Origin of the sequence: Nostoc sp. PCC 7107, assembly GCF_000316625.1 — a bacterium.
Lineage (GTDB): Bacteria > Cyanobacteriota > Cyanobacteriia > Cyanobacteriales > Nostocaceae > Nostoc_B.
Genome location: NC_019676.1, coordinates 4,230,494 through 4,244,167 on the forward strand (window position 1 = coordinate 4,230,494; position 13,674 = coordinate 4,244,167).

At 41.8% G+C, this 13,674-nt stretch carries 10 protein-coding genes; 6 read left to right on the forward strand and 4 right to left on the reverse strand.

Going from position 1 to position 13,674, the window contains the following annotated elements; genetic code table 11:
- Positions 1-46: 46 nt before the first annotated feature.
- Positions 47-1,282, reverse strand: a complete 1,236-nt coding sequence (locus tag NOS7107_RS18180; protein ID WP_015114413.1) for a glycosyltransferase — start codon at positions 1,280-1,282, stop codon at positions 47-49.
- A 485-nt stretch (positions 1,283-1,767) separates the two neighbouring features.
- On the opposite strand from NOS7107_RS18180, the gene cofH reads away from it, so the two are divergent.
- The 3 genes from cofH to NOS7107_RS18195 all read left to right on the forward strand — a co-directional run bounded on the left by cofH (position 1,768) and on the right by NOS7107_RS18195 (position 5,192).
- Entirely contained in the window at positions 1,768-2,910 is a 1,143-nt protein-coding gene (cofH, locus tag NOS7107_RS18185) for a 7,8-didemethyl-8-hydroxy-5-deazariboflavin synthase subunit CofH (RefSeq protein WP_015114414.1), read from the forward strand.
- A 104-nt stretch (positions 2,911-3,014) separates the two neighbouring features.
- Positions 3,015-3,410 carry a photosystem II protein Psb27 gene (psb27, locus tag NOS7107_RS18190; RefSeq protein ID WP_015114415.1) on the forward strand — a complete coding sequence of 132 codons (396 nt, stop codon included), beginning with the start codon at positions 3,015-3,017 and terminating at the stop codon, positions 3,408-3,410.
- 282 nt (positions 3,411-3,692) lie between these two features.
- Complete coding sequence (locus tag NOS7107_RS18195; RefSeq protein ID WP_015114416.1) at positions 3,693-5,192, forward strand: family 10 glycosylhydrolase; 1,500 nt, start codon at positions 3,693-3,695, stop codon at positions 5,190-5,192.
- 15 nt (positions 5,193-5,207) lie between these two features.
- Here the strand turns inward: NOS7107_RS18195 and NOS7107_RS18200 are convergent, their stop codons facing one another.
- Both NOS7107_RS18200 and polA read right to left on the reverse strand, forming a co-directional pair.
- The gene (locus tag NOS7107_RS18200; RefSeq protein WP_253274454.1) at positions 5,208-6,212 is read right to left on the reverse strand and encodes an alpha/beta hydrolase; all 1,005 of its coding nucleotides are present in this window, start codon (positions 6,210-6,212) and stop codon (positions 5,208-5,210) included.
- A 17-nt stretch (positions 6,213-6,229) separates the two neighbouring features.
- Positions 6,230-9,148, reverse strand: coding sequence for a DNA polymerase I (gene polA / locus NOS7107_RS18205; RefSeq protein WP_015114418.1), 2,919 nt, complete (start codon positions 9,146-9,148; stop codon positions 6,230-6,232).
- A gap of 442 nt (positions 9,149-9,590) precedes the next feature.
- Here polA and NOS7107_RS18210 point away from each other — a divergent pair, with 442 nt between their 5' ends.
- From NOS7107_RS18210 to NOS7107_RS18220, 3 genes are all read left to right on the forward strand, one after another.
- Positions 9,591-10,880, forward strand: a complete 1,290-nt coding sequence (locus NOS7107_RS18210) for a glucose-1-phosphate adenylyltransferase (protein WP_015114419.1) — start codon at positions 9,591-9,593, stop codon at positions 10,878-10,880.
- Between the two features lie 33 nt (positions 10,881-10,913).
- Positions 10,914-11,501: an AAA family ATPase gene (locus tag NOS7107_RS18215; protein ID WP_015114420.1), complete on the forward strand. Its 588-nt coding sequence runs from the start codon at positions 10,914-10,916 to the stop codon at positions 11,499-11,501.
- Between the two features lie 348 nt (positions 11,502-11,849).
- Positions 11,850-12,857: a DnaJ C-terminal domain-containing protein gene (locus NOS7107_RS18220; RefSeq protein ID WP_015114421.1), complete on the forward strand. Its 1,008-nt coding sequence runs from the start codon at positions 11,850-11,852 to the stop codon at positions 12,855-12,857.
- A gap of 133 nt (positions 12,858-12,990) precedes the next feature.
- Here the strand turns inward: NOS7107_RS18220 and NOS7107_RS18225 are convergent, their stop codons facing one another.
- Entirely contained in the window at positions 12,991-13,659 is a 669-nt protein-coding gene (locus NOS7107_RS18225; RefSeq protein ID WP_015114422.1) for a glutathione S-transferase family protein, read from the reverse strand.
- Between the last annotated feature and the right edge of the window lie 15 nt (positions 13,660-13,674).

Below are 13,674 nucleotides of genomic sequence, written 5' to 3' on the forward strand. Positions count from 1 at the left end.
AGTCAACTCTTTGCTATTTTGACTTGATTTGTAAATTTAAGTTCGCTTATTTCACATCAGTTACGCGCCAACTCAGTTTTAAATTCACCCAAAAATTCCAGACAGTCGCAACTGCGATCGCAATTAAGTTAGCAATGTAACGATTGGGAATCACAAAATTAAACACTAAATTTAACACCAAAACATTGATTCCCAATCCCGCCAAGCAAACAAGATTAAATTTCAAAAATCGCTTTGCACGATGATGCCATTCTTGCTGTCTTTGACTCACATCGGCAAATGTCCAAGCATCATTCCACAAAAAATTATTGAAAATTGCAATTTCACCAGCAATAATTTTGCTGCGTGTCAGGGGTAAAGCTAAAGTCGTTGGGTCACTAAGTAGATAAAGTATTCCCATATCCACAAATACCCCACTGAGTCCTACCAAGCCAAAACGTAGAAATCGACCAACTGGAAAAGAAGATTTTTGTCCCACCTGTTTTGTAGTTAGCCGTAAGCGCAATAAGTGATGTAAGTATTCTACATATTGCTTCCATGTGACTTTACTTTCACCTTCTTTGCGCTCACAGAATACATAACCAACCTCGGTGATTTCGCCGACATTTCCCCGTCCAATCACCTCTAGGAGAATTTTGTAGCCTACAGGATTAAGCGTTACACCTGCAATACAACTCCGGCGCACCATAAAATAACCACTCATCGGGTCAGAAACTCTCCCTAATACCCCAGGTAAGAAAATCAAACCCAACACTTGAGCGCCACGAGACAAAAAACGTCTCACAGCACTCCAACTGCTGACACCGCCACCTTCTATGTGACGACTCGCCACAGCCAAATCTGCACCCTGTGCAATACCACGTAACAGCTGCGCCAATACTTCTGGCGGATGTTGCAAATCCCCATCAATCACACCTAAAACATTCCCCCTAGCAATTTGCCACCCACGAATCACGGCTGAAGATAATCCCCGTTCTTGTTGGCGACGCATCACCCGCAAGTTGGGATATTCTGACATCATTGATTGTGCTACTTCCCAAGTTTTGTCTGGGCTATCATCATCTACCACAATTAGCTCATAATCCTCTGAGATAGATTCCTCTATCAGTTCACTCAGAATTTTGATGACCTTGGCGATGTTGTCACGCTCTTTGTAAGTAGGGATGATTAGCGAGAAATAAATATTTTTACTGTCTGTTGTCAGATGGTGAGGCGGAAATTCTGGAATCTGCAAATCGCCAGATGGCACTGTTAATAAGGTATTAGTTTGACTGTTTCTCATGGAACTAAATCAATTTGGGTTGGAGGCAGGAGGGAATGAGGATGCTAACCTATTTTATATTTCTTCACATTCTTTAGTTATCTCTACCGTTATACTCATCATGATTTTTTCCCTTCATCTCTCCACCCTATTTGTCTAATCTCAGTAAATCACGGAAAAAACAAATGCACCTAACGAGTAGGTGCAAAGATTAGGTAATTACAGAATTAATACTACTATGTAAAACTAAGTAAGTAATAACTCAGGAGTTAATAGAGTTTATCTGAAGAAGCCATGAATTGTTTCCGTAAATCCACTTAATTTTTGCTTAAAAGCCATAAAATTAGTCATGATAAGTATTTTTACGATTAGCAAATTTTCTTAAGTAATTAAGCTGAGATTTTTAATGATAAAAAATTTAATCCCCAGCAGCAACGAAATAGGGCTTAATAAAAGCTGTAGGCTCAAACGCTAAAAAGCATTTTTATAAGTTTTAGTTATTAATTGTGATAAATACTTCTATTGAAAACATTCTTGAGCGTGCCTTGATGGGGTACAATTTATCTCCTCAAGAGGGCGTAGTGTTGTTAAATCAAACTGACCCAGAGGCGATCGCCGCGATTCGTAGCACCGCCGATCAACTCCGCTACAATCAGGTAGGCGACACTGTAACATATATCATCAACCGCAATATTAACTTTACTAACATTTGCGAACAGCATTGTAGTTTTTGTGCTTTCCGCCGAGATGATGGTGATGCGGGTGCTTATTGGTTAGATTGGGGGCAAATTTTAGAAAAGTCGCAAGATGCAGTTCGTCGGGGAGCGACGGAAATATGTATGCAGGGTGGATTAAACCCTCAAGCCCAGATTAACGGTAAATCTTTAGCTTATTACCTGAAATTAGTTGCAACTATTAAACAAGCATTTCCTCAAATTCATTTACACGCCTTTTCTCCCCAAGAGGTGCAGTTTATCGCCAGACTTGATGGGTTAGATTATGCAACTGTGATTGCGGCTTTGCGCGATGCTGGTGTTGGTTCTATGCCAGGTACAGCCGCCGAGGTGTTAGATGATGAAGTGAGAAAAGTATTGTGTCCAGAGAAAATTGACACAGCTACTTGGTTAGAAATTGTCTCCACAGCCCATAAATTAGGTTTACCCACCACTAGCACCATGCTATCGGGACATATCGAAACCCCAGAACAGCAAATTGGACATTTAGAAAAATTGCGATCGCTCCAACAAACTGCTATTAATCAAGGTTATCCAGCAAAAATTACCGAGTTTATTGTCTTACCCTTTGTCGGTCAAGAAGCGCCTAAATCCTTACGCCGTCGAGTGGGGCGCGATCAACCAATCTTAACTGATGCTCTGTTATTAGGGGCTGTAGCCCGGATTTACTTAGGGAATTGGATTCCTAATCATCAACCCAGTTGGGTAAAGTTGGGACTCGCTGGGGCGAAAGAAGCTTTAGTTTGGGGTTGCAATGATATTGGTGGCACTTTAATGGAAGAACACATCACCACAATGGCGGGTGCTGTGGGTGGAACTTGTATGGAAGTGGAAAGTTTGCAAGATGCGATCGCATCTTTAAAACGACCTTATCAACAACGCGATACTCTCTATCAAAAAGTGCTGAGTAGATAATTATATTACTTTTAACTTTTGACTTTTGACTTTCCTCATGATCCCCAAGATACCAATCCAAGATAGGATGGACGGTGATTTACGTGTAGTTTCAGATAATGCTTATGAAACGCTATTGGTCGCGTCTGCTTGCCTTAGTTTTGGTTTTAGCCATTGGTTTAATTGGCTGTTCTAGTCCTGATAGTTTATCGGGAGACTATCGCCAAGACACCTTGACTGTAGTCAGTACCTTGAGAAAAGCCCTAGAAGTATCTGAAAGTTCACCAGATAGAGTAGAACTACAGGCAGATGCGCGTCAAAAAATCAACGATTTTTCTGCCCGCTATCAACGGGCTGGTGCGATTTCAGGTTTAAGTTCTTTTACAACCATGCGTACCGCCCTCAACTCTTTAGCGGGACACTACAGTTCTTACCCAAACCGTCCAGTTCCCCAAAAGCTGAAAACCCGTTTAGAACAGGAGTTCCAGCAAGTAGAGTCTGCATTAAAGCGTGGTGCTTAACTATTTCGTTATATTTTTCAAAGTCAAGAGTCCAGAGTTATTACTTTGGACTCTTGATTTATTTATTTTTACCAAGTTATATCTGAGTTTAAAATTTTATGTTTGAGAAATACCTGTGAATTTTACAGCATTGCTGAATATAAAAACCTAAAAAAATCTAGCAACAGTCATGGGGTTTTGGCAGTCTTCCAAATTAGGCTTCCAAGCCCTTGTTTTTCGACTATAACAATTGATACACACTAATACTCAATTCCTGTGAATTTGTACATCTACCTTGCAGGTATGCCTCACCGTCCCGCAAAACATTTCCCCACAAAATTATTATGGCAACGCTTGTTCGCTGTGATTTTTAGCAGTAGCCTGTTGATACCTAACTTGATCAGCCAACCAGCACAAGCGCAACTCAAACAAGATTGCCTGTTATCGACCACAGCAGCGCAAACAAAAGAAAAATTACGCTTGTTGGCACTAAAAGGCGATCGCGATGCCCAAAGCCGCTACCAGCAATTGGTACGCCAACACGCCAAGGAGTTACAAGAATGCCGCAGTCGGAATTGGCCGAAAATCCAAGCTGTTTGGTTGCGTCTATATCCCTGTGACATTCAACCAGGGTTAATTGACCAAATTATGGATCGCATGGTCAACCGTGGCTATAACCAAATTTATATAGAAACCTTTTATGATGGGCAGGTATTACTTCCAGCAGCCGATAACCCCACAGCTTGGCCTTCTGTAGTGCGTACACCTGGAACAGAAAAGATAGATTTACTCTCCATCGCCATTCAAAAAGGGCGGGAAAGGGGATTAAAGGTTTATTCTTGGATGTTTACTACCAATTTTGGCTATACCTACGCCCAACGTGCCGATCGGGAAAGAGCGATCGCCCGGAATGGCAAGGGGCAAACTAGCTTATATGTTGTAGATAACAGTTCGCAAGTATTTATTGACCCCTACAACATGCAGGCCAAGCGCGATTACTTCCAGATGGTGCAGCAAGTACTACGTCGTCGCCCAGATGGTTTGCTATTTGATTATGTGCGTTATCCCAGACAAGCCGGTACTGATTCAATTGCGACCAAAGTCACTGATTTATGGCTATTTACCCCAGCCACCCAAGAAGCTTTATTTCGTCGGGCGTTGAATTCTAAAGGGTTGGATTTAATTCGACGCTTTCTCACTAAGGGATACGTCACCGTAGCAGATATTGATCAAGTCGATAAACTTTATCCCCAAGAAGGTGAACCGATGTGGCAAGGTAGGACTCCGCCATCACAGCAAAAGTCACTTTTACCAGCCGCCGACAGACAACCAACTTTGCAAGTTGAACTCTGGCAATTGATGGTTGCCCACGCTATGCAAGGCATCTTAGATTTTGTTGCTTTAGCCAGTTATCCAGCACAGCAAGTAGGCATTCCAGCAGGAGTGGTGTTTTTCCCAGATGGCAATCAAATGGTGGGACAAGGTTATGATTCCCGCTTGCAACCTTGGGATAGATTTCCTAGTAACTTGCAGTGGCACGCTATGGCCTATGCAGTTTGTAGTGATGTTAGTTGTATTGCCGACCAAGTGCAACGGGTGATCAGTGTTGCTAAACCAGGAACAAAAATTATTCCCGCCTTAGCCGGGGCTTGGGGACAATCAACCACCACTCGCCCATCACTAGAAGCCCAAATGCAAGCATTACGCAAATTTGCGCCCCAACTAGCGGGAGTGAGTCATTTTGCGTATTCTTGGCAGTATCCTGAAAATGATCGCGATCGCAAATTCTGCCGCCTGCGTTAATCGGTTAATCGTTTTCTATCTTTGCCAGTCGTCTAATTGGGTAGCGAGGAAATAACGCACATGATCAACAAATGCTAGTCCTTGTTGTCTGGTTCCGTGTCCCATACCCGGAACCACATAATAAGCACCATCGGGGAACTTTTGAGCGCAAGCACGAGTATCTTTAATACTCACAATCGGATCGTTAGCCCCAACCAAAAAGCGCACCCGTCGGGGAAACTTAACTTGTTCGACATAGTTCATCGGGTTGCATTCCCAAGCAGATTCATCTTGGTATTTGAGATGTTTGGCTAACTGTAAAAGCTTGATCACCGGTTGCAAATCAGGCTGTACTTTTTTTAACAATGCTTCTGCTAATCCACCTAAAGGAGAAGCTGCTAAATCTGGCAAGAATCCATAGCCCCAACTTTTAGCAAATGACTGAAGATCAGCATGACCAATAGTTCCCAATAGTCTATCTCCCACACCATTGGCTGTAAAGGCGTAAGCAGATAGCAGAACTCCCATACTAACTCCGAATAGTGCCAGCTTTGTCTGACTTAGATGATAGCGATCGCCGCAAAAGTCTCCTATTCTCGCAATATCTTGAGCCGTACTCCGAAATATACGTAAAAATAGTGCCGTATCAAAGTCAATACCACTGTCAATTAATGGTTTAATTTCGTTCTGAACTACAGATGTAAATGTCCGTACTAAGCTACGTTCGCCGGCAAAAGGCGTATCGAATAAAGCTACAGCTATACCCATTTGCGTCAATGTTGGCACAATAAAAGCATTCCAGCCGAATGGCGCACACATTCCTTGCAAAGCAATTACCAACGGCGTATCTTTTGCAGGCTGATGCTGTGGTAAAAAGACAGCTACAGGAAAACCACTTAATCGTTCATCAATATCAGCTACCCCAGTGTAAGTAAAATGGTCATAGAACCAGTAGCGATGGCCAGTTACACCGTCAAAATTAATGATATCCGGCCCGTAAATTGGCATATTTAAAATATGAAGTATGAAAAAATTTATCATACTTCCTGAAAATCTACTTACTTTGTCTCCATCCAATTATCGCCTGCACGCACATCCACCAGTAACGGCACACTCAAAGACACTGCACCTTCCATCACTGATTTAATTTGCGGTTGCAATTCTGACCATTCTTGAGGCGGAACTTCAAACACTAATTCATCGTGAACTTGCAACAATAAACGTGCTTGATAATGTTTTAAAATTTCATGCAATTTCACCATTGCAATTTTAATAATATCGGCACTTGAGCCTTGAATGGGTGCATTGGCAGCAGAACGGAGTAACCCCGCATCGAAAGCACCTAAATTTTTTAATTTACTTAAGTCAATCTCTTCAGGATTGCTATTTTTTAACCTGCGTAAACTGTTATGAGTAAAATCAAAATAACGCCGACGACCGAGAATTGTTTCGACATAACCTTGTGCGATCGCTTGTTTTTTTACTCCCTCTAAATAGGCAAAAACTTGAGAATATCGTTCGTTAAATCGCTTAATAAATTCGTTAGCCACGTTTTTATCTATCCCCGTTGAGCGGGAGAAACGCAGTGAACCCATCCCATAAATTACACCAAAGTTAATCGTTTTCGCTACTCTTCTTTCATCTGCGGAAATATCATCTTTTTCAAACACTAATCGAGCCGTAACTGTGTGAATATCTTCATTTTGTTGATATGCTTGCACTAACAAGGGTTCTTGACTCAAATGTGCCAAAATTCTTAACTCAATTTGTGAGTAATCAGCAGCTACCATTAAGTAATTTTTATCTGGTAAAAATGCTTTGCGAATTTGCCGACTAAAAGCAGTTCTAATGGGGATATTTTGTAAATTTGGATTAGAAGAAGATAAGCGCCCCGTTGATGTTGCCGTTTGGTTAAAATCAGTATGTACTCTTTGAGTATCTGAACGCACCAATGCAGGTAGCGCATCTACATAAGTAGACTTTAATTTTGCTAAAGTACGATACTCAATTATCGCCTCTACAAACCCAGTATTATCAACTTCTAATAGCTTTTCTAAAGTCGCTGCATCGGTAGAATAGCCAGTTTGAATCTTGCGGGAATATTTAGTACTTAATCCTAACTTTTCAAATAATATTTGACTCAACTGTTTGGGAGAGCCTAAATTAAATTTTTCCCCAGCTATTTCCGTTGCTTGTGCTTCTAACTTGGCTAAATCTATTTCTAGTTGTTGTGATAGTTCTCCCAGATAAGCGGAATTAATGCAAACACCTGTGTATTCCATCTCTGCGAGAACTGCTTCTAATGGCTGTTCTACTTCGAGTAATAGTTGCGATAAAGCTGGAAATTTATCGAGTTCTTCGCGCAATTTCTCTACTAATTGCCATGTAGCATAAACCTGGAAACAACAATAATTTGCTACAACCGAGATATCTATGTCAGCAATGGTTTTACCTTTGGGAACTAATTCGGCATAATTTTGAATAGACAACCCTAAATAACGTAAAGCCAAATCAGTTAAATTATGGCTGGTATCAGGATTTAAAACATAACTAGCCAGCATGGTGTCAAAGACAATTCCCGCTAAGTTAATTCCTTGACAGCGAAATACTAAGCGGTCAAATTTACCATTTTGAAATGTTTTTGGATAATCAACACTTTCTAAAATTGGGCGTAGTGCTGCAAGTGCTATTTCTTTATCTAAATTTTCACCGTTTTTATGCGCTATGGGAATATAAGCTGATTCATCTGGTTGGGTTCCCCAACAACAACCAATTCCGACTAAAGCTGCATCTCGTGGTTCTAAATCGCTGGTTTCCGTATCCCACGCCACTGGTTTTGCCGGGTCAGTAAATTGTTTTAATAAATTTACAAATTCGGTAAGTTTGGCTGGATTATTGATGATTCTTGGTTGAATTTCCGCAACTGGTTGCTGTTGGAAATCGGCTGTTTCAGCAGCAGTAAAAAATGATAAATCACTATCATCTTCATCAGTGATTCTTTCTGCTGATGTTGCAGGAGTTTCTGGAACTAAACCACCAAACTTCTGTTGAATTTCGTTGATTTTCTTTAAAAAAGTACTGAATTCTAGTTTCTCTAAAATAGGCGTGAGAGTACTTGTGTCAAATCCTGTGAGTTTGCAGTTTTCTAAATCAACTTCCAGCGGAACTTCGGTGACTATTTGGGCTAAATATTGAGACTTTTTAGCATCCTCTTGACCTTCTGTAAGTTTTTTCTGAGTTGCGCCTTTAATTTCAGCGAGTGCAGCGTAAATGTTTTCCAAAGAACCATAAGTACTCAGCAACTGAACTGCGGTTTTTTCGCCTATGCCCCTTACCCCAGGAATATTATCTGATTTATCACCACACAGAGCTTTAAAATCGACAATTTGTGTAGGTAATACGCCTAATTTTTCTTTAACTTGTTCAGTACTAAATTCTGTGATGCTATTTGTAGCTCGCTTTAGCGCATCGGGACTAAAGTTTAAAACTGTAATTTCTTTGTCTGGGTCAATTAGTTGAAATAAATCGCGATCGCCTGTTAAAATTTTCACCTTGTATCCGGCAGCCGTCGCCTTTTGTGATAACGTTCCCAACACATCATCAGCTTCGTAACCAGGCGCAGTAAAAATCTTCAGGTTCAACCCAGTGAGTAACTCTTGCAGATTTTTCAAATCAGGCACAAAATCTTCTGGTGTACCTGGACGGTCGGCTTTGTAGGTATCATCAACTTCATGGCGGAAAGTTGGTAAACCCAAATCAAAGGCCACAGCCATTGCTTGTGGCTGTTGTGTCGCCATGACTTCCAACAAAGATTTGAGAAAACCAAAGCAGACACTCGTCGGTATCCCTGTTTTAGTTCGTAGTCCGCCATCTCGTCCTTTGGCGAAAGCGAAGTAAGAACGAAATGCTAAAGAATGTCCATCGACTAAGATGAACGTCGGGCGTGTTGTGCTTAGAGAAGTAGAAGTTTCAGACATAGATATAATATATGGTTAAGTAATTGGATAAATGCTTCTAAACCTCCGGCAGATGCACCAATCCCCACAATCGGAAATAATTGATTTTGATTCCCCTGATGCTGTTGGTCAGGAGTAGAAGACTGAGATTTCTTTGATCGCCTAAAGTTCATTATCTATAAACGATTATGGGGTTGTTGTATGACCGTAAATAAAATACGCTCTTGGTTGGCTTGACTTTAGCCTGCTAGAGATAGATATTATGTCGCTAATCTAGGACTTACGCACAAAGATTTTCTGGGTGTAAGGGTTTTAGATACATATACTCCTAGACCCCTTCACTCTCTTCTTTTAACGTGATTTGCCAAAATTCATCTCGGAGAATCTTCGATCCCCCCTTATCAGAGGCTACATACAGTCATAAACTGGGAGTGAGAGTTGAAAGGCAGTCGGGAGAAATTTTGTGAAAAAAGTTTTAGCAATCATTCTCGGTGGTGGCGCAGGCACCCGCCTTTACCCTTTAACCAAACTCCGGGCCAAACCAGCAGTACCCGTGGCGGGGAAGTATCGCTTAATCGATATCCCTGTCAGTAACTGTATTAACTCGGAAATTTTTAAAATCTACGTCCTGACACAATTCAACTCAGCTTCTCTGAATCGTCACATTGCCCGTACCTACAATTTTAGTGGATTCAGTGAAGGGTTTGTGGAAGTGTTAGCTGCACAGCAAACACCAGAAAACCCAAACTGGTTCCAAGGTACAGCCGATGCGGTGCGTCAGTATCTATGGATGTTGGAGGAATGGGATGTAGATGAGTATCTGATTCTTTCTGGTGATCATCTTTACCGGATGGATTACCGCCAATTTATTCAGCGCCATCGAGACACCAATGCTGATATTACCCTTTCTGTAATACCCATTGACGATCGCCGGGCTTCTGATTTTGGTTTGATGAAAATTGATCAAGCTGGTAGAGTGATTGATTTTAGTGAAAAGCCCAAAGGTGAGGCTCTAACTAAAATGCAGGTCGATACTACTGTCTTGGGTTTAAATAAAGAGCAAGCCCAACAACAACCATACATCGCCTCTATGGGGATTTATGTTTTCAAAAGAGAAGTTTTGATCAAGTTGTTGCGCGAAAAATTAGAAAGGACTGATTTTGGGAAAGAAATTATTCCTGATGCAGCCCAAGATTTCAACATTCAAGCGTATTTATTTGATGATTACTGGGAAGATATTGGGACGATTGAAGCATTTTATAATGCCAATTTAGCCTTGACCCAGCAACCGCAACCGCCTTTTAGCTTCTACGATGAAGAAGCACCGATTTACACTCGCCCGCGTTATCTACCACCAACCAAATTATTAGAGTGTCATGTCACTGAATCAATTATTGGTGAAGGCTGTATTTTGAAAAACTGTCGCATTCAACATTCAGTTTTAGGTGTGCGATCGCGGATTGAATCGGGCTGTACCATCGAAGAATCTTTGCTCATGGGTGCAGACTTTTATCAACCTTCCGTCGAACGTCAATGCAGCATCGAAAAAAATGACATCCCCGTAGGTATTGGTACAGATACCATTATTCGTCGGGCAATCATTGATAAAAATGCTCGCATCGGTCACGATGTAAAAATCATCAACAAAGATAATGTGCAAGAAGCTGACCGTGAAGGTCAAGGCTTTTACATCCGTAGCGGTATTGTAGTAGTCCTCAAAAACGCTGTGATTCCTGATGGGACAATTATTTAAAAGTTCTGAGTGCTGAGTTTTAAACTTTGAGTTATGAGTATAACTGATTACCACTGTTCTCTGTTAGCTTCTGACTCAGCAACGCCACTTGCTTCAAGTCGGGGAACCCGCCCAATGCAGTGGCTCCTCAGCATTCAGCACGGGCTGAACGCCCCGCTACCGCTAACAGCACTTATACTACTCATTGGCCTTCCGGGTAGCGGTAAGTCAACTGTGGCAAAACAATTAATTGCTGAATGCCCCCAGATGCAGCTGATTTCTACAGATGCTATCCGGGGGCAATTGTTTGGAGATGAAATAATTCAAGGGCCTTGGTTTCTGGTTTGGCAAGAAGTTGAACGGCAACTCCAACAAACTGTCGCCGCTAATCAATCAGCGGTTTTTGATGCTACCAATGCCCAAAGAAGCCACCGCCGCGAACTTATCGCCTGTACCCGCGACTTGGGCTTTACTCAAATTGTCGGAATTTGGATGACTACACCAGTATGGCTGTGTTTAGCCCGAAATAAACGCCGCGATCGCCGAGTTCCCGAAGAAGTTATCTTGCGGATGCACCGCCAACTCCGGGACGCGCCACCTAGTGTAGAAGAAGGATTAGACGACTTGATTAAAATAGGGTGAAGAGTTAATAGTCAAAAGGCAGGAGGCAGAAGGCAGGAGGATAAAGCATGAAATTTCAGACTTCAGACTTCAGACTTCACTCCCTTTTTGCCAAAGTACGGAAATTGCGCTGGTGCAGTGAGCAAGAACCCCACTTGATTTGGTGTATTGTTTGTTAATTTAAAATCAGAATCTCATTGCTGGGCATTATATAGCAGTAGTCAGATATGTTAGGACAATTTGAAAGCTTGAATGCCAGGAAAAATAAGACTTTTCCTCCTGCCTTCTGCCTTCTGCTATACCTAGCAAAATATAAATCTCCCATCTTACAAAAAAAACTTAAAGAAAATTTCTACAGGAGGCTGGTAGATGGCTGCAACCGACTTCAAAGATTATTATTCACTTTTGGGAGTTAGTAAGACTGCCACTCCAGAGGAAATTAAGCAAGCTTTTCGGAAACTAGCCCGCAAGTTTCACCCTGATGTTAACCCAGGTAACAAACAAGCAGAAGCCCGTTTTAAAGAAGTAAACGAAGCCTACGAAGTATTGTCTGACGTAGATAAGCGCAAAAAATACGACCAATTTGGTCAATATTGGAAACAAGTTGGTGAAGGTTTCCCTGGCGGTGGTGCTGGGGTTGATATGAATGGTTTCGATTTCAGCCAATACGGCAGTTTTGATGAATTTATTAATGAGTTGTTAGGCCGTTTTGGTGGTGCGCCTGGTACGCGCTCGACTGGCAGACAAAACTACTCTTATCGCACTGCCACAGGTACGCCAGGTGGCGGTTTTGGCAGTGGTTTTAACGATTTTGGGTTCCAAGATGCTGGCGTTGGTGCTGCTCCCGATGCGGAAGCGACAATTAGCTTGACTTTTTCGGAAGCCTTTGCTGGTGTGCAGAAGCGTTTTAGTTTGGGCAATGAGACAATTGACGTTCGCATTCCGGCTGGTGCTAAACCCGGTACTCGTTTGCGGGTGCGGGGTAAAGGTCAAATCAACCCGATGACGCAACAACGGGGAGATTTGTATTTAAAAGTTGAACTGCAACCCCACTCGTTCTTCCAAATTGAAGGCGATAATTTGGTTTGTGAAGTGCCAATTACACCCGATGAAGCGACTTTAGGTGCATCTATTGATGTGCCTACACCCGATGGCAATGTCAATGTTAAATTACCTGCGGGAGTGCGTTCCGGTCAATCGTTGCGTTTACGGGGTAAAGGCTGGCCTTTACCTAAAGGTGGACGCGGTGATCAAATGGTGAAAGTGGCGATCGCACCACCAAAAGACCTCAGCCCACAAGAACGGGAGTATTATGAAAATATTCGGGCTATACGTACATATAATCCCCGCAGTCATTTACAACAAATTAAGTTGTAGCAGGTAACAGGTAACAGGTAACAGAGTTCAAGTTTTATCCTTTACCCATATCTTAATTACCTTGGCTATTACTATATAATTCGTAATTCGTAATTTTTAGTTCAATATTTAATTACGAATTACGAAGTCACTATCAATTAGTCTCGCGTTGTGCCATCAAAGCTTGCATCCGAGATTTAAAAGCTTCTATTAATTCTGGGGTGGGTTGGGTAGTTTGCCAAGACGGACGCTGCATCAACCGTTCAGCCCAAACATTCAATTTTTGGTAGTCCGTTAAAGGAAAGTCCATCATAGGTAACAAAGGTATTGCACATCCAGCCACAATATCGGCTAGGGTTAATTGCTCACTCCCAAAATATGGGCTATCTCCTAATAATTTTTCCAAAAATTCTAGCCCTGTAGATATTTTGTACTTTGCCTGTTCTATTGTCTGGGAATCTTCACCACCATGAAAACCCATCATTCGATAAATTAACGGATTCATCGCAGAGACTAATTCATTGACTGTCGCCATTTCTACCATCCGCACAATTGCTAAATCTTTGGCATTGGTAGGCAACAAGCTAGGGATAGGATATTTTGCCTCTAAATAATCTAAAATAGCCAATGATTCCACTACGTTCAAGCCGTCATCCACTAAAACTGGAATGTGGTGAAAAGGATTCATCGCTAAAAATTCTGGTTGCAGTTGGTCGCCATCCAGTTTTATATCTACTAAGTTAAACTCTAGTTTTTTTTCTAGCAGCGCAATCCATACTCTTCGAGAGTTCATCGAGAGGTGATTGTGATAAAGAGTCAGCATGAGACAACCTCAAAC